Annotated in this window: 11 protein-coding genes; 9 read left to right on the top strand and 2 right to left on the bottom strand. The window is 48.6% G+C overall.

Annotated features, from left to right (window positions below; translation table 11 throughout):
* Positions 1 to 43 precede the first annotated feature (43 nt).
* The 4 genes from FPZ49_RS04980 to FPZ49_RS04965 all read left to right on the top strand — a co-directional run bounded on the left by FPZ49_RS04980 (position 44) and on the right by FPZ49_RS04965 (position 6,872).
* Entirely contained in the window at positions 44 to 1,171 is a 1,128-nt protein-coding gene (locus FPZ49_RS04980) for a glycoside hydrolase family 88 protein (protein WP_144844052.1), read from the top strand.
* A 54-nt stretch (positions 1,172 to 1,225) separates the two neighbouring features.
* On the top strand, positions 1,226 to 2,548 hold the full coding sequence (locus FPZ49_RS04975; RefSeq protein ID WP_144844049.1) for an ABC transporter substrate-binding protein: 1,323 nt from the start codon (positions 1,226 to 1,228) through the stop codon (positions 2,546 to 2,548).
* Positions 2,549 to 2,777: 229 nt separating this feature from the next.
* Positions 2,778 to 5,237 carry a polysaccharide lyase 8 family protein gene (locus FPZ49_RS04970; protein ID WP_144844046.1) on the top strand — a complete coding sequence of 820 codons (2,460 nt, stop codon included), beginning with the start codon at positions 2,778 to 2,780 and terminating at the stop codon, positions 5,235 to 5,237.
* Between the two features lie 273 nt (positions 5,238 to 5,510).
* A complete protein-coding gene (locus FPZ49_RS04965) occupies positions 5,511 to 6,872 on the top strand; it encodes a S1C family serine protease (protein WP_144844043.1) in 1,362 nt (453 codons plus the stop codon).
* 69 nt (positions 6,873 to 6,941) lie between these two features.
* On the opposite strand, the gene FPZ49_RS04960 is transcribed toward FPZ49_RS04965, so the two are convergent.
* On the bottom strand, positions 6,942 to 8,069 hold the full coding sequence (locus FPZ49_RS04960; protein ID WP_144844040.1) for a Gfo/Idh/MocA family protein: 1,128 nt from the start codon (positions 8,067 to 8,069) through the stop codon (positions 6,942 to 6,944).
* 165 nt (positions 8,070 to 8,234) lie between these two features.
* Here FPZ49_RS04960 and FPZ49_RS04955 point away from each other — a divergent pair, with 165 nt between their 5' ends.
* Positions 8,235 to 9,128, top strand: coding sequence for an AraC family transcriptional regulator (locus FPZ49_RS04955; protein ID WP_261381252.1), 894 nt, complete (start codon positions 8,235 to 8,237; stop codon positions 9,126 to 9,128).
* A 58-nt stretch (positions 9,129 to 9,186) separates the two neighbouring features.
* Here FPZ49_RS04955 and FPZ49_RS04950 read toward each other — a convergent pair whose 3' ends face one another.
* Complete coding sequence (locus tag FPZ49_RS04950) at positions 9,187 to 10,074, bottom strand: LysR family transcriptional regulator (RefSeq protein WP_144844037.1); 888 nt, start codon at positions 10,072 to 10,074, stop codon at positions 9,187 to 9,189.
* A 343-nt stretch (positions 10,075 to 10,417) separates the two neighbouring features.
* Here FPZ49_RS04950 and FPZ49_RS04945 point away from each other — a divergent pair, with 343 nt between their 5' ends.
* From FPZ49_RS04945 to FPZ49_RS04930, 4 genes are all read left to right on the top strand, one after another.
* Complete coding sequence (locus FPZ49_RS04945; RefSeq protein ID WP_144844034.1) at positions 10,418 to 11,380, top strand: carbohydrate ABC transporter permease; 963 nt, start codon at positions 10,418 to 10,420, stop codon at positions 11,378 to 11,380.
* A 1-nt stretch (position 11,381) separates the two neighbouring features.
* A complete protein-coding gene (locus FPZ49_RS04940; protein ID WP_144844031.1) occupies positions 11,382 to 12,218 on the top strand; it encodes a carbohydrate ABC transporter permease in 837 nt (278 codons plus the stop codon).
* A gap of 62 nt (positions 12,219 to 12,280) precedes the next feature.
* A complete protein-coding gene (locus tag FPZ49_RS04935) occupies positions 12,281 to 13,654 on the top strand; it encodes an ABC transporter substrate-binding protein (RefSeq protein ID WP_144844028.1) in 1,374 nt (457 codons plus the stop codon).
* A gap of 62 nt (positions 13,655 to 13,716) precedes the next feature.
* Positions 13,717 to 17,700, top strand: a complete 3,984-nt coding sequence (locus tag FPZ49_RS04930) for an S-layer homology domain-containing protein (RefSeq protein WP_144844025.1) — start codon at positions 13,717 to 13,719, stop codon at positions 17,698 to 17,700.
* The last annotated feature ends 110 nt before the right edge of the window (positions 17,701 to 17,810 follow it).

Here is a 17,810-nt window from a genome sequence, read left to right as displayed (position 1 = left end):
ATTATGCTGAGGCAATTAAATTAACATAGGGGTGTTTGAGCAAATGTGGAAACTGGCAATTGATGATGCTGTTCAGAAAACACGGGATAATATCGAGCGGTTTGGCCGCTTGTTCCCGCATGTGAGCACGGATGGAAAGACTTATCAGCTGAATCCGAACGACGAATGGACCGACGGCTTCTGGTCGGGCCTGCTCTGGCTGAGCTATGAGTATTCGGGGGATCCGGCGTTGCGCGAAGCGGCCGTAAGTACAGTAAGAAGCTTTGAGTCCCGGATGGAGCAAAATGTTGCCTTGGCGCATCATGATATCGGCTTCTTGTACTCCTTATCTTCTGTTGCTCAATGGTTTATCGAGAAGGACGAAGCTGCGCTGGCACTTTCTGTACGCGCGGCAGATAAGCTGCTAGAGCGCTGGAGAGAGAAGGGCGCCTATATCCAAGCGTGGGGACCTCTTGGCGACCCTGAGCAGGGTGGACGCATTATCATCGACTGCCTATTGAATCTACCGCTGCTGTACTGGGCTTCCGAGCATACCGGAGACCCGAAGTACAAAGAAATAGCCATCGTTCATGCAGAGAAAAGCAGACGGTATTTGGTTCGCGGGGATGATTCCTCGTATCATACGTTTCATTTTAATCAAGAAACGGGCGAGCCGATCGGGGGCTCTACGCATCAGGGCTATACGAACGGGTCGACCTGGACCCGCGGCCAAGCGTGGGGGATTTATGGCTTTGCGCTGTCGTATCGTTATACGAAAAATCCACTCTTCCTCGAGACCTCCAAGCGGCTGGCGCGTTACTTCATCGAGCGTTTGCCTGAGGATAGCGTCGCGTATTGGGATTTTAACGTAGATGTTAACGACCATACTTATCGTGACAGCTCCGCGTCGGCGATCGCAGCTTGCGGCTGGCAAGAACTACTAGAGCACCTGGATGCGTCCGATCCGGAAGTCCCGTACTTCCGGGATGCGCTTCAGCGCACCATGGAATCGCTGGTACAGAGTTATTCCACGCTGAACGAGCCTGGAGCGCAAGGGCTGCTGAAGCACGGCTCCTACCATGTTCGGGGGAACAGCTCGCCGGATGATTATATGATTTGGGGAGACTACTACTATCTGGAAGCGCTGCTTCGGATGGATACGGCGCTGCGCGGATACTGGTATGACCGGTAAAGTATTTAGATTTGAAAACGTTACAAAAGTAAAGTGTGGGGGGAAAAGATTAGCATGATAACCAAGAAAAAGACTAACCATGCAGGATTATCGATCGCGATGGCTCTAATGATTGTTGTTATCGCCGGTTGCGCACAGTCCCAATCGAGCAAGTCCGATACGGCCGAAAAAGCGGCACCAGAGGAGAAGCACGATCCGATCACCTTGAAAATCCAAGAAACTCCCTTTACCGATGAGCATAAGCAATACCTCCAGGAGATGGTAAAGAAAAAGTACCCTTACATAACAATTGAATTTGTAAAGCTTGATGGGGGCAACAACGCACAAATGACCGAGAAGCTCACCTCGGGTACCCTGCCGGACATTCTTCAGTCGAATGCCATCCAAATCAGCGATGCACTGAGCATGGATATTCCAGAAGATTTGACGCCGTATGTCAAAAAGGCGAATGTTGACCTTAGTCGTTTCGAGGACTACATTCTCAAACAGCCGAACTTCGCCAGCGACGGAAAGCTTTATGGGTTCCCGTTCTATACCAACTTCAGTGCCTTATATTACAACAAGGACATTTTTGACAAATTCGGGGTTCCATATCCGAAAGATGGGATGACCTGGGAGGATGCGATTGAGCTAGGCAAAAAATTGACCCGCAACGAAGGCGGCGTCCAATATTTTGGATTAGGTTTACAAAATGCGGATCGTGTAGCCTATTCCTTGCCTGCATTCCAAATTGACGGGAAAACGAATCAAGGATCGATGAGCACAGACGCATGGAAAACGATTTATAATCTGATGGATATGAACTTTAGTATCTCGGGAATGAAGCAGTCTAGCGACACTAATTTTCCAAATTTCACAAACCTGTTCACCAAAGACAAGAATGTTGCGATGATTCCGGGGCAATCCTTCGTATTGCGCGGGCTGAAGGATCCGGCGGATAGCGGATTTAATTTCGATATCGTGCAGCTGCCGTCCCATAAGAGCTCGCCGAACACTTATGAGTGGGATAACACAGCCGTGCTGGTCATCTCCAAAACCAGTAAGCTGAAGGATGACGCGTTTAAGGTCATCAATCTTATGAGTACCGACGAATATCAAACATGGATCACCGAGCATGGACAATTGACTGCATTGAAAAAACAAGACATTAAGCTGAAATATGGCGCAGCGCTGCCGTTCCTGAAAGGCAAAAATATTGCCGGCATCTTTAAAAGCCATGCTCCTGCGCCGCAGGTGATATCGAAATACTATGCCCAATCGCAAAAGCATATGTGGAACGCTATGGTCGATGCCATCTATAAAGGCAAAGACATCAATAGTTCACTTCGCGCTGCTGACGAGAACATTAACAAGGATGTACAGACGCTTAAAAAATAATCATTGGATGCTAAAACCGTAGCTATAGACGGAGCCGCATCCGAAGCCGTTCTCCTAGATCAGGGAATTACCAAAGCGCAATTCAGCCCGACAATTAAGCTAAGCGTGAATGTTAGTGAATCGCTCGGCCAAACGTTCGCTGCCTCATTGAAGCTGGGTGCAGGCGTAAGCGGGGAACGGGATCAACGAGCGCGGGAGGGCGAAATAATTTAAACGATGGGGGATAATCGTGATAAAGAATCGCAGCCTCAGAGTTTTACAGTGCGTACTTATTGCAATGCTGCTCTTAGCGACAGTTATGTTTATGCCTGCATGTCAACCTCAAACGGCAGAGAGCGCTCCAGACACTCCCGCAGTAACTGCAGACGAATACAATAAGCTAAGAACGAAGTGGCAGACGGCTCTAGTGGGAGATCCCACCTATGACACTAATGACCCGGATATTGCCGCAAAAATCACTTCGACTACCAAAGGGGCCAGTTCCGCTTGGTCCTCTTTAATCAAAGAACCGACTCGTAAAGCGTTGTGGTCTGATTTATCCCAATGGCCTACAAAATCATCGGACATAACAGGCAGCTATAATCGGCTAAAAAATATGGCTATCGCTTTTAATACTAAAGGCTCTTCACTCTATGGCAATACGGCTTTAGCAGCGGACATCATGAGCGCGCTCGATTGGATGCACCAGAATGTATATAATGAAACGATTTCTAAAGAATATGACAACTGGTGGGATTGGGAAATCGGATCTCCGCAGGCATTAAACGATATCGCCGTTTTAATGTACGACTCATTGTCAGCTTCTCAAAAGGCTAATTACATTAATGCGGTGGATCATTTTGTTCCCGATCCGACCATCAAAACCCAAAATCACACCACCGTAGAAACGGGAGCCAATCGGGCGGACAAAGCGCTTGTCGTCATGATCCGCGGCATTCTGGACAAGACAGGGGAGAAGCTCGCCCAGGGAAGAGATGCGCTTAGCCAAATCTTCCCTTATGTCACAAGCGGTGATGGATTTTATGCGGACGGCTCCTTCATTCAACACTCGAATGTGCCGTATACCGTCGGCTATGGGCAGGTTTTGCTGATTGACATGGCAAGAATATTGGAGCTGCTGAGTGGCTCATCCTGGGATGTCAAAGATCCTAATGTGGAGAACATCTACAGCTGGGTAATCGATTCCTACCAACCGATCATTTATAAAGGCGCGGCAATGGATATGGTAGCCGGACGCAAAATTTCCAGACAGGCGGAACCGGATCATACTTCTGGGAGATCCATCATTACGACGATTGCCCGTCTAGCGCAATTTGCGCCATCTACCCAGGCGTCCGCTTTTAAAAGCATAGTCAAGGCTTGGGTACAGCAGGATCGTACATTCACCAATTATTACACAGGCATGACGATTAACGAGCTGCTGCAGCTCAAAGCGATCATGAAAGACGATACGATTTCACCAAGCAATGAATTGATCAAGAACCAAGTATTTTCCAATATGGATCGGGTTATACATCTGCGTCCGGGCTTCGCCTTCGGTCTTAGCCTGTTCTCGGATCGCATCTCGGCTTTCGAATCCGGGAACGGAGAGAATCTGCAGGGCTGGTGGACCGGTCTTGGCATGACCTACCTTTATAACAACGATTTGGCGCAATACAGCAGCAATTTCTGGCCAACCGTCAATATGTATCGATTACCGGGTACAACAACGGATGGAACGGGAAGTGGTACACCGACAGCTTGGAAATTATATCCAAACACTTCGAATTGGGTCGGAGGCTCGTCATTGAACGGCTTGTATGGAATAGCGGGAATGGATTTTTCTCTCACGAAAGTGACGGGAAGCTCGCTTCAGGGGAAAAAATCTTGGTTTCTATTCGGAGATTCCATCGTCGCTCTTGGAGCCGATATTACGAGTAAGGACGACAGCAGTGTGGAAACCATTGTAGAAATCCGAAAGCTGAATGCCAAGGGCGACAACTTGCTGACGGTGAATGGAGTAGCCAAGCCAATTGAGCACGGATGGTCGGAAGAGATGTCCCGGGTACAATGGGCGCATTTGGTTGGCAGCGTGCCGGGCTCAGACATCGGCTATTACTTCCCAGAAGGAGCGAATGTCCACGCTCTGCGCGAGTCTAGAACAGGCGCATGGAAAAATGTGAATAACGGCGGAAGCACGACACCGGTTTCGAATTATTTCCTGAGTTTGGCATTGGAGCATGGAGTAAAACCTGCGAATGCAACTTACTCCTATGTCCTGCTGCCGAATAAAGATGCGGCTGCTACGGCCGACTACGCAAGCCATCCGGACATGGCCATTTTGGAAAATTCTTCAGAGGCACAAGCAGTCAAGAATACTTCACTGAACGCCGTAGGAGTAAACTTTTGGAGCGACGCAAGCAAGACACTCCGGGACAATGGGGCCAGTCTGATCACAAGCGATAAGAAGTCATCCGTCACTATGCTGGAAACGCCTGATGAAATCGACTTGGCAGTCTCCGATCCGACGCAGAGCAATACAGGAGCCATCAACCTCGAGATCTACCGAAGCTCATCGGAAGGCTTATCGCTTGATCCGGCCATTTCCGTAACCCAGTATAGTCCAACGATTAAGCTGACTGTGAATGTGAGCGGATCGCTGGGAAAAACGTTTACAGCAAAAATTAAGAAAGCTACCGAGACGAATTAATCACTGTCATATGTGAAAAAGCTAGGAGACCCACCGGAGGAGCCTTTTGATTGAATGGATCGTAATGATTTTCATATTAAGCCTACCTGTAAGCGGGTAGGCTTTTTTTGTGGCACGGAAACATTATTCATGCGACTGCGAGGGCTTTTTTCAGTGCAAATACTTTTAGCTGGGCTTTAGGAAGCCTTAAGTTGCTTTTAATATTGGGAGTTCAATATAGACATTGTAAGCAAGTCGAATATCCACTATGTAATTCAATTGGAGGTTTCTACTATGGAAAACTATAACAACAATAATAACAATAACCCATTCGAGAACCAAAATGATATGCTGCCGCTGAACCCAGGAAAACTGGAATCCGGTAACATTAAGATTGGAAAGGTAAGCAGAGGAAGCCGCGGGCCTTCCGGCAAAAGCATTTTCGCGGCCTTCATGGCCGGCTCGCTTGCGATTTCTGGGCTCATGTTCGCTTCAGACAAAATGAATCTGTTCTCCGGCAGCACCCAGCAGCCAGTAGCGACAACGGTTAATGCAGCAAGCTCGTCGGCAGGAGGAGGGACGGTTACAGCATCGTTCGATCCGTCGCATCCGAATACGATCTCCTCTATCGCGGAGAAGGCGGGTCCAGCCGTGGTCAAAATCGAGACGCTGGTCAAACCTGCAGCCAAGCGGCAATCGAGAGGCCCGAATTCGTTTTTTGACCAATTCATGGGTGGCCAAGGAGGCAGACAGAAGAGTCAGCAATCCCAGAGCGGTAGTAACACCTTGCAGCCTCAAGGCATCGGCTCGGGCTTCATCTTCGAATCGTCGGGCTATATTTTGACCAATGAGCATGTCATTGATGGAGCAGACGAAATTGATGTCACCGTTCAGGGCTACGATAAGCCGTTCAAAGCGAAGCTGCTCGGCAGCAGCTACGATCTGGACCTGGCTGTGCTCAAGATTGAGAACAGCACGGCTTTACCTACTTTGCCCATCGGCAACTCGGATAATACCAAGGTAGGCGATTGGGTGGTGGCGATCGGAAATCCGTACGATTTTGACTATACGGTTACCGCAGGTCTGTTCAGTGCGAAGGATCGTTCGATTAGTATCGACGATGAAAAGGGGACACGCAACTACAAGCACCTGATCCAAACCGATGCCGCAATCAATCCGGGCAACTCGGGCGGCCCGCTGCTGAACATGAACGGCGAAGTTATCGGCATCAATACCGCGGTTAACTCCGAGGCGCAAGGGATGGGCTTCGCGATTCCGACGAGCACCATCAGCTCGGTTCTGGAGAATCTGAAAAACAATGTCGCGATTCCAAAAGAAGCGTCTCCTTTTATCGGCGTGAGCCTTCAAGATGTAACAGCTGACATGACGAAGGATCTTCAGTTGAGCAATACAGACGGCGCAGTGGTAATGGACGTACAGATGGGAACGCCAGCATTTACAGCAGGCATTCGTCCTTACGATGTCATCGTAGCGGCCAATGGCAAGGCCGTGGCAACGTCCGATGCGCTAACCAAAGTGGTTCAAGCGGCAAAGGTCGGAGACAAAATGACGCTAACCATTATGCGCGGCGGCCAAAAGCAGGATGTTACCATTACCATTGGTGACCGAAATACAGCGACAACAAAACAAAAATAACTATAAGTTAAAACCAAGGAGCACCTTACTAGCTAAGGTGCTCCTTGGTTTATTTAAAAAATACAAGTCTCATATTTTGAACTCAACGGCTTGAAATTGTCCGGTTAATGCGGATTCTTTCGCTTTCAGACAAAGCAGCGCACTCCTCAATCCGTCCTCTAGTGTGGAGACAGAAGCTTTCGAGCCTTTCATCAGGTCGACAAAATTGGCGGCTAAAGCTTCGTCTCCCCCGAAATGACCTTCATCCGTTGGAATTTGGTACGTTTCTACGTTGGGTGTGTGATGCATATAGACGTTGACGATCCCTGTAATAAAGTCGAATTCGACCGTTCCTTTATATCCCATGAAGCGGGCTCCCCGAGCGCCTGCACCGTTGCGCACGAAGAAGTTCTGTGAGTACGAAACATGCATGCCGCTTTCGTAGCGGATCAAAGCACTGCCGGAATCCTCATTGCCCGTATCCACGGCGTAGCAGCAATATTGCCAGTTGGGTCTTCCTGTTTTTGATATGCTGTCAGGGCACGTATGTTGATCTTCGCAATCGACGCATTTCAGGCCCGCCGGCTTCGCTCCTTTGTAAATTTGTTTGGAGGTCATGGCACAGACGCTCAGAGGGTTCATCCCAAGAATGCTGTTTATATAATCAAAATCGTGAGTGGCTTTCTGCAGAAAAAGGCCTCCCGTTTCGTTCTCGTCCCGGTACCAATGTTGAAAATAAACGCCCCCGTAAGGTACGTTATTCACAGCTTGAACATGCTCGACGGTACCGATTTTTCCGGAATCGACGATCTCTTTGACCAGCTTCACGATCGACGTCACGCGCAAAGGAAACGATACGACGACAGGGGCAGGGTATGTTTCCCAACCAGCCTTTAGCCTCATCCAATCGGCCATGGTGGTCGCCACGGGCTTCTCCAGAAACAAAGGGAGGCCGGTAGGCAGCACCTTAAGAGCCATTTCCGTATGGCTGGAGCAGCGGGTCCCAATCATGACGCCATCTAAGTGTTCCCCAGCCAGCATTTCTTCCACGGTATCGTAAAAGTGAACGTCTTCCCCAAGCTTTGGATGCTTCTCGGCTTGAATCGTACGGTTCCGGATGTCGACGATGGCGGCCACCCGGCAAACGGGATCTTGCTTTAACACATCGCCCACGACCGTCCGAAGACGTCCGCCGTATCCAATAACTCCTATGTTCATAGAATGATCCTCCCAAGTAGTCTTGATGTCTTCAAGTATAAGTCGAGGGTCTTCTATTTTCTTTGTCCGAAAAGCCGCATTTTTTGTACCTTTCATTTCTTCAGGTGCCGGGAATCCCTATTTTTGCTACACTATTCTCAAATGGACAGCCTGGAAGGTGGAGCAGTGAATCAAACACAAACGGATTTGGATCGCTTGCAGCGAATGACTCAAACGATTACCATCGACCAACTCATCACGATGTATTACTTTGAATTCGGCAACAACTACGTGTTCAATGGCGAGCGTCACGATTTTTGGGAGTTTCTCTATGTCGACCGTGGAGAAATCGAAGTTATGGCGGATGAAACACTGCATCGGCTGGGTCAGGGGATGATGATTTTCCATAAGCCGAACGAATATCACCGATTTTACGCGACGAACGGCAAAGCGCCGAATGTGATTGTCATGACGTTCGAATGCCATTCGGAGGCGATGGGCTCTTTTCGGGATATGGTGGTCTCATTGAAGGATGAAGAACGTAATTTACTGGCTGGTATCGTCAAGGAAGGGATGAACGCTTTCGAATTTCCGTTTCGGCATCCGCTTATAAGGCGTGATGATGCCCAGGTCGGGAGTGAACAATTAATACAATGCTATTTGGAGATCTTACTGCTCCGATTGCTTCGAAGGCAAACGTTGAACCCCAGAAAGCCGCTACTCTCTTCCGCCGCAAAAGAAAAAACGAACGATGAATTAGGACGGCACATTGCAAATTATTTAGACGATCGGCTGAATACCATGGTTTCTCTGGATGAAATTAGCCGCGTATTTATGATCGGGAAAACCCAAATTAAAGAACAATTCAAGAAAACCACAGGTCTCTCCGTGAAAGCCTACGTTGCAAACGCAAGAGTGGAAAAGGCTAAAGTAATGATCCGGGAAACGACCGACAACATGACCGAAATTGCAGAAAAGCTGGGCTTCGGCAGTGTCCATTATTTTTCAAGGGCATTCAAAAAACGAACTCGAATGACCCCGACAGAGTATGCGAAAACAGTGAAAGCCAGACTTAAGTAGACGATTGGCAATCTAGAACGCGGATAAACGCTTCCTGGGTTGCCTTTTTATTGTCCGCCTACTCCAGAAAATTCCCAAAGTAGTCGACAATAAACTCGTGAAACCTCTGAGCCGCCGAAGACAAATAATGGTTCTTAGACCAGGCCAGGCCTAGCGTCAAGCTCCCGCCGAGATCGGTAATCGTGAGCTTGTTCTGCTTCAAGTCAATTCTAGACCTCCAAGCCAAATCCGGAGCCAAGACGATGCCGTGCCCTTTCTTGAGCAGCAGCAGCACCGCATCCACCTCATCCACTTCAATGGTGGTTTGGGGTGTAAATCCAGCGGCCTTCAAGATCAAGCTATCAGTTAATTCCCGGAACCAATACCCGGGACGCAGACCAATGAAGGCTTCATCCTTAAGCTCTTTTAAGGAAACGCTGGTCCGTCCCGCTAAAGGGTGACTGTCCGGTACGAACAGATGGATGGGCTCCGTTCGCAGCGGCCTCCACTCAATCTCCGGTCCTTCAATCTCCGCAAAGGTCAAGCACATATCGACTTCACCGCGTTCGAGCAGCTGCTTCATCATGGTAATCGGTTCAACCACTTGGCGGAAGTGCACATCCGGATACAGCTCTAAAAAAGCACCCAGCATTTCAGGCAGCAAATTGGTAAGCGAGACCGCAAGCGTGATGTTCCCCCGTTCCAATCCTGCCATATCACGAATTTCATTCTGAGCTTCCTCCAGCTCTTGAAAAATGCGGTTCACCCGCTTAAGAAACACTTTGCCGTATGCGTTCAGTTGAATATTGCGGCCTTGCCGGTCGAATAGAGGTACGCCAACGTGCTCTTCCAGCCTGGCGATCGTTTTGCTAAGCGATGGCTGGGCAATTTTTAACGCCTTCGCAGCCTTCGTAATTTGTTCTAGTTCAGCAGTGGTTTGAAAATATTTTAATTGAAGCAGCTCCAAGGGTCATCCTCTTTCTATGATAGATTGGGGTCTATCAAATCTGAATATTTTTGTATTATACAGTATTAGCCGCCATTACGTTTTATAGACTTAAATCTATCATATATAACTTGATGTTCAGCGCTGAAGGTCAGCAGTCGGAAGGCCATCGGGAATAGCTTTTGTCCCGATGGCCCTTGTTGCTCTTTAGCCTTTCATATATGTGATAAAAATTCAAACAATGTCGTTAAGATATTCAATTCAGGTCAGAGGCCAATCGAACTATACTTCACTTATAGACAAAGTTGACAACTGATATCGTTGGATCCGCTATATCAGCTGCAACAAGGAGGGACACCACAAGATGAGCACAACCAATCAAGCTTACTCGAAGAAGACCGCTTCAGCCGCGATCCCGGCGCAGCGTAGCTTACTTAAACGAAGCCGGGAGAAGATCAACTACACCCCGTACTTGCTGATTCTCCCCGCGATCGTCTTAATTGCCGGATTTTTGTTTTATCCCATGGTCAACGTATTTTTTTACAGCCTGCAAAACTATAACCCGGCCAAACCGTACTACAACGGATTTATCGGATTGGACAATTTTGTGGACATTCTCACCAAGGATCCGCTGTTTTATTCCAGCTTGCAGATTTCACTGAAGTGGGTCGCTATCGAAGTGTTTTTCCAGCTCGTTTTTGGTCTCGGCATCGCGCTTTTGCTTCATCAAAGCTTCAAAGCGCGTGCACTGTTTCGTTCGATTGCGATTTTGCCATGGGCCGTATCGGGCGTTATTACCGCAACGATGTGGTCACTGCTCTTTAACGAGCACATGGGGCTAGTGAACGATCTGCTCCTGAAGCTGGGTATTATCGAGCATAAAATCGCATGGATGGCCGATATGAACACCGTGTTTCCATCGGTCGTGCTGACGGAGCTGTGGCGGGGGATTCCGTTCTTCACGATTACCATGCTGGCAGCACTCCAAACGATTCCGAGTGATTTGTACGAGTCGGCAACGGTAGATGGCGCGGGAAAATGGAAATCGTTTCTGCACATCACGCTTCCTTTTTTGAAAAATTCGATTATCCTGTCGACCTTGCTCCGTTCCGTATGGGAGTTCAACAACGTGGATATGATCTTCGCCATGACGGGCGGAGGTCCAGCCAATATTACCACAACACTAACAATGTATGTTGCCAACCAAGCGATCGTCGCACAGAACTTTGGTTACGGCTCGGCCTTAACCGTGGTTGGATTCTTCATACTACTTGCGTTCGCCGTAAGCTATTTGAAGCTCAGCGGTTTTGGAAAGGAGGAGAAATAAGATGCAGCTAAGATGGAATCCAAGCCGGATGTTATTGTTTTATTTCCCTCTGTTCTGCGCAGTGGCCTTCACTCTGCTGCCGATTTATTGGGCGGTCGTTACTTCGCTGAAGCTGGAAAAGGACATTACGCAAATCCCTCTTCGCTATTGGCCGAAGCAGCTCACCTTTGAAAACTACATAGTCGCATGGAATAACGTCGGATTCTCCAAGTTTTTCATGAACAGTGTGTTCGTATCCGCATTTACCGTAGTCATCGTGCTAATCAGCTCGCTGCTTGTCGGGTATGCACTCAGCCGGTACAAGTTTAAAGGCAAGAACGCCTTTCTCATCCTGCTGCTGTGCACGCAGTTTGTGCCCGGAGCGATGCTGCTGATTCCGCTGTTTATGATTTTCAAGCACCTGGGACTAACGAGCAATCTGCTCTCGCTCATTATTACCTACAGTACGTTCCAGCTACCGTTCAACTCGATTCTGATGAGCGGCTTCATCTCCAACATTCCGGAGCAGCTGGAGGAGGCGGCCATGGTCGACGGCTGCAGCAGACTGAAAGCGGTATTCGTCGTGATCCTGCCGATCTTGCTGCCAGGTGTTGTCGCTACAACCGTATTCACGTTCATCAGCGCTTGGAATGAGTTTTTATTCGCTCTTATGTTTATTAGCAAGCCGGCCTTCTTCACCCTGCCTGTCGGTCTTCGGTATATGCAAGGCGAGTTTGACATCCACTATGGCGCGCTTGCCGCCGGAAGCCTGATTTCGCTGCTTCCTGCCGTCATCTTGTTCACCATCGTTCAGAAATACCTGGTGCAGGGCATGAGTGCCGGCGCAGTCAAAGGGTAAGGAAACTAACTCCCGCAAGGGATTAGCCATAAACAGATTAAACATAAGGGAGATGTCACTACATGAAAAGAAATTTAGCCATTTCGGCCGCTTCAGTTACCTGCTGCCTTTCGCTTCTGCTTAGCGGATGTGGAGCCGGATCCGGATCCGCATCCGGAGGTGCCGACAAAGCAAAGACCGGCGAATCTGTAAAGCCGGCTGCAGCAGCCAGCACAAGCTCGAACGAGAAAGTGAAATTGACTTTCTGGGATGAAAATGCCGGACCGGACCGGACGCCGTTCCTGCAGGAGCTGATCAAGCGGTTCCAAGAGAAAAACCCGAATATTACCGTGGAGTATGTCGGGATTCCAAGCACCTCCAACAAGCAAAAATATGACGTAGCGATCGCTTCTAACGATACGCCGGACATCGGCGGCATCATGGTTCCGTGGATTTCCGACTTCGCCGCCAAGGGCGCACTGCTTCCGCTGGATGATTTCTACGGCAAATGGTCGGATAAAGATAAGCTGTCCAAAGGCCTAATCGATTACAACAAATCGCTGGCACCGGACAAGAAGCTGTACCAACTGCCGACGACGATGTATCTGGACGTGTTCTGGTACCGTACCGACTGGATTAAAGATGCTGGACTGAACGCACCTACCACATGGAAAGACTTTTTTACGGATGCTGAGAAGCTGACCGATGCCAGCAAAAACCGCTATGGCTACAGCATTCGCGGAGCAGGTGGAAGTATCGTGCAGCTGACGAACGCGATGTATGCTTACTCGGGCATCGAGCATTATTTCGGCAGCGACGGGAAATCTACGGTAGCTGACCCGAAAAACGTGGAGTTTTTGAAAAAATATGTCGGCCTCTACAAGAAAAATACGCCTACGAGCGACATTACAAACGCTTACAAAGAGATGGTCGCAACCTTCGATACCGGTACGGCTGCAATGATTCAGCACAATTTCGGATCGTTTAACAACCATAAGCAATCGATTGACGGTAAATTTGCCGCAACGATTCTGCCGAAGTCGGACAGCGGCAAGCGCATCACGGCACCGACTGCTAACGGCTATGGGATTTTCAAGAATACAAAGCATCCGAACGAAGCATGGCAGTTCCTGGCTTTCCTGCTTTCCGCAGACAGCCAAACGTACTGGAACCAGAATATCGGCCAAATGCCTACGAACTCGGATGCGCTGACAAGCGACTATGTGAAAAATTCGCAGCATATCCAGGAAGGCGCGAAGGTGATGGCGGACAAGGATACGGTTGTGCTGGATCTGCCGGTGTACTTGCCGGACTATAACAATATCATGACGCAGCAGCTGGAGCCGAACTTCCAGAAGGTGATGAACGGCTCAATGACGCCAGAGAGCTTCTTGAGCGGTTGGGCGGCTGCGATGGACAAGGCGAAAGCGGATTACGATAAAAGCATTAAAAAATAACATAAGTCTGGGGGGCACTAAGCTGCCTCCCCCTTTTCATTCCAATTAGGAGGGGATTTTGGATGAAGCAGATGAAGCAGATGAAGCAGAGCATGAAGAAGATGACGTCGATCCTGGCCGTTTCTTCAATGCTTTTTTCGACCGTGCCAACGGTGGTTTCTGCTAGTGACTTTGAAGGCCACTGGGCGAAATCGTATATTTCCGCGTTGATGGATCAAGGCATAGTGAAAGGCGATTCATACGGCAATGTCAATCCGGATTCGCCGACCACACGTGCAGAGTTTTCCGCTATTGTAAATCGTGCTTTAGGCTTTAAGGATGCTGGGAAGATCAACTATTCCGATGTGGATCCGACCGCATGGTATCAAAATGACGTAGCCATTGCAACAAACTCGGGTTATATGGAAGGCAGCGGTGGTGCTTTTAGACCGAATGATCCCATCACCCGGCAAGAGGCGGCAACGGCGTTAGCCCGAGCACTTAAGCTGGACGCCAAAGATACCGATACGAGCAAATTTAATGACTCCGACGGGATTGGAGCATGGTCCAAAGGCTATGTTAAGGCATTATCCAATGCTTCTATCATCGATGGACTTCCAGATGGTTCATTTGCTCCAGCGAAATTAACTACACGCGCAGAAATATTTGTACTTGCTGCCAAAGCGATGAACTACAACAACAAATCTGTCGTACCTACACCTACACCTACACCTACTCCAACTCCAACTCCAACTCCTAGTCAGGATTCAGGTTCAGGCTCAGGTTCGGGTTCAAGTTCAGGTTCATCGTCATCCCAACAGCCTCTTCCATCGAACACCGCTATTGCAGCAAAAGCTTCAGCACCAAACGTAGTGTCCGTTAGTGATAAGGCTGTGGCTGTACATTATGGTACCTTGAAAAAAGAATTATTGAGCCAGATTCAAGCGACAGATTTTTCGGCACAAAGCTACAAGCTCATGTCCAGAGGAGCTGAGCTGACCTCTGAAATGATTCCAGCCGGAACTACTTTGGTAGTTACTGCACAAAATGGTGTTTCTGTAAAACAATATGATGTGCAGCTGGGAGCTCCCGTTGCGATTACAGGCGTCACCTTAAACAACAAGACCTTGACCATTGCCAAAGGTCAAACGATTGCATTGGAGGCAGCCATCGCGCCCGCTCTCGATACGAACAAAGCGGTTAAATGGTCAACATCAGACAACAAAGTAATCAACTTGGTGAACAACCAAGTAACCGGCGCTCAAGCAGGTACGGCGAAAGTTACGGTAACCACTGCTGAAGGGCAGCAAGCGACTTGCGACATTACCGTTACCAATGCTTCTGTAGCGGTGAGCAGTGTAGCTCTTGATAAAGACATCATCACTCTGTTCTCGAATGAAAAATATTATTTAGGCGCCAAGGCGCTTCCAAATTATGCTGACAACACTGCCTTGACCTGGAGCTCCAGCGCACCCGGTGTGGCTACAGTGGATGCGGCAACAGGCCTGATCACAGCGGTAGCAAACGGTGTAGCCACCATTACAGTAACAGCAGCCGGCGGCGTTTCCAGCAAGGCCACTGTATATGTGTCCACTGAGCTTTCTCCTAAAGTCATCTTCTCCCCAGTGGAAGCAAAAACAGACACGTCCGCTTTGATTTTATGGGATAAATCATCTGACCTGTATACTACTCAGTTAGACAAATATGTTGTCTACAAAGATGGTGTAGAAGTTGCGCGCACGGACAAAATGGGGTATACCGCTGAAGGTCTGACTGCCAGCACCACCTATACTTTCGAAGTAGCGGCTGCTTATAAAAATGGCAATCTGGGTCCTAAGAGTGCACCGATTACCGTCACCACCAAACCGGCTCCAACCGTGATCCTTGATATTACCAAGGCTCCTTATAATGCTGTAGGCGACGGTACGACGCTTAACACGCAGGCGATCCAAAAAGCGCTTGATGATGCCCCATATAACAGTGTGGTGTACGTACCACAAGGCACATTCGTAACCGGCGCTTTGTTCATCCGCAACAGCGGTGTCACGTTAAAAGTAGACGGCGCTTTGGAGGCTTATCTTCCTAACACCAGTGCCGCTTATACCGATGCCGATGTGGCCGAGTTTATGAAACATTATCCGATCGTTCCTAGTATGTTTGAAGGCTGGGAGCTGAACTGCTTTGCTTCTTTGATTAACATCGGAGAAAGAGATTCCTACGGCACACAAAATCTCAAAGATATTACAATCAGCGGTTCCGGCCGCATTGATAGCAATGGAACAAATCTGCTTGGAGCTACGGGTAAAATGCTGGGTGCAGCGGAGAGAGAGCTCGCGAAGAAAATCATTGCCAAGCCATCGCTTGCTCCACTGCCAATCTTGTCCGGTCAAGACAACCGTTCCAGAGGCAAGCTGATCATTGCCTTTAATGTTCAGAATCTTTACATCAAAGATGTCACTCTTGAATCCGGCGCTTCTTGGACCAATCATATCGTCTTTAGCGATCATGTCACCTTTAACCATGCCAACATCACCTCCATGTACGAAACTTCTCCTGGAGTATGGGCCGGTGTAAGCAATGGCGACGGGATCGATCCTGATTCTTCAACCAATATGAATATATTCAATATCTATTTCAGAACCTATGACGATGCCGTAGCCATTAAATCCGGTAAAAACATGGAAGGCTACTTGAGAAACAAGCCTTCGGAAAACATCCGAGTCACCAGTAGTATGGTTGACCGTGGCCGTGGCGCGTTCGTTGTAGGCAGCGAAATGTCAGGCGGCGTACGTAATGTATTGTTCCAGGGAATTAATGTAGTAGGGCTGCAATGGGAAACGGTTTACATTAAATTCGCACCAAGCCGTGGCGGAGCCATTGAGAACATTGTATCTCGCGATCTTTATACTAAAGACGCAGTACAGGTAGATGCATTGATCAGAGTAAGCCGGTATAGCGGGAATAGCGATGGTGACGCTGCACCTGTACTGCCAACGGTGCAAAAGCTTTCTTTTGAAAATATCGTTACCAAAAATATTACCTACGGGCCTGTAATCGAAATCGTGGGTACGTTTGTGCCAGGCAAGCCGGTATCTCCGGTGAAAAATTTGATTTTTAGAAACAGCACACTGGAAAGCGGCTTGTACGCATATAACAGTGGTACAAGAGATGGAATACTGAACGGCTATACACCTTTTGCCTCTCCAGCTACCATCGACTATGCGGAAAATATTGCGTTTGAAAACGTTACGTTAACGGCTAAGAACAATATAGTCAACGGCGATGGAGTTCAATATGGTGACGGCACGGTCGTTGCTCAGCCTTGGGCTGTCGGTGCGATGACGACCAATGTTACCGGGATTCCAGCAGAGAAAAGGATGACATTGACACCTGTTGCCTATGATTTGCCAGGACTCGCTGTATCATCTGGTGGGATCTTCACAAACTTAAAAGCAGTACCTGAAAGGATCGTCAACATCCAAGCTTCGGCAGCCACAACCTTCAACATCACGAAATATGCAACGCAAACCATTACGGTTACCGGCGTGACCTACGGTTTAGCAGTCACACCAGGGACAGGCTCAGCAGATCCATCGGTGGCCGCCAACCTCGCCGTGAATTATAGCATTGACCTGCCAACGGTGACAGGAGCAACCTACGGAAGCTTCAAGCTTATTGTAACGGAAGCCGGCAGGACAAACCCTACGGTTTACAACGTATATGTTACAAAAGCGAAACAGACTATGAGCTCTGTGAGAATTAACGGAATCCCTGCCGTTGGCCAAAACTTGACAGCTCAGCCTTTGGATGCTGGCGGTGCAGCGATTCCTGCCGGAGTGAACACGATTAAATGGTATTCTTCTGTAGATCAAGTCACTTGGACACCGATCTATGATAATGCTCCAGGAATGGCTGATCCGCTGTATACTCCAGACATGACCTATACGGTGAAGAGCGCCGATGTAGGCAAGTATATTAAGGTTGAAATAGCCGGCGATAACAAGGTCATGTCTACGGGACCCGTATCTAACAAGACAACAACAGCAGTAACGGCAACTGCGCCTTAATGCAGCACGGCCAAGCAGCTAAAACCAGTACTTCCGGGGTCGGCGACAACTGTCGCAGGCCCTGTTTTTTTGTGGAGAATACTTCTTTAGTCCCCAATTATGGAAATATT

The organism is Paenibacillus cremeus (genome assembly GCF_007786445.1).
Lineage (GTDB): Bacteria > Bacillota > Bacilli > Paenibacillales > NBRC-103111 > Paenibacillus_G > Paenibacillus_G cremeus.
Note: the sequence above shows the minus strand (reverse complement) of the source record. Positions and strands in the feature narration are given on the sequence as shown.

Excerpts from the sequence above, each read along its gene's own strand:
- FPZ49_RS04980 (WP_144844052.1), top strand. The coding sequence starts at position 44 with ATGTGGAAACTGGCAATTGATGATGCTGTTCAGAAAACACGGGATAAT.
- FPZ49_RS04975 (WP_144844049.1), top strand. The coding sequence starts at position 1,226 with ATGATAACCAAGAAAAAGACTAACCATGCAGGATTATCGATCGCGATG.
- FPZ49_RS04965 (WP_144844043.1), top strand. The coding sequence starts at position 5,511 with ATGGAAAACTATAACAACAATAATAACAATAACCCATTCGAGAACCAA.
- FPZ49_RS04960 (WP_144844040.1), bottom strand. The coding sequence starts at position 8,069 with ATGAACATAGGAGTTATTGGATACGGCGGACGTCTTCGGACGGTCGTG.
- FPZ49_RS04945 (WP_144844034.1), top strand. The coding sequence starts at position 10,418 with ATGAGCACAACCAATCAAGCTTACTCGAAGAAGACCGCTTCAGCCGCG.
- FPZ49_RS04940 (WP_144844031.1), top strand. The coding sequence starts at position 11,382 with ATGCAGCTAAGATGGAATCCAAGCCGGATGTTATTGTTTTATTTCCCT.
- FPZ49_RS04935 (WP_144844028.1), top strand. The coding sequence starts at position 12,281 with ATGAAAAGAAATTTAGCCATTTCGGCCGCTTCAGTTACCTGCTGCCTT.
- FPZ49_RS04930 (WP_144844025.1), top strand. The coding sequence starts at position 13,717 with ATGAAGCAGATGAAGCAGATGAAGCAGAGCATGAAGAAGATGACGTCG.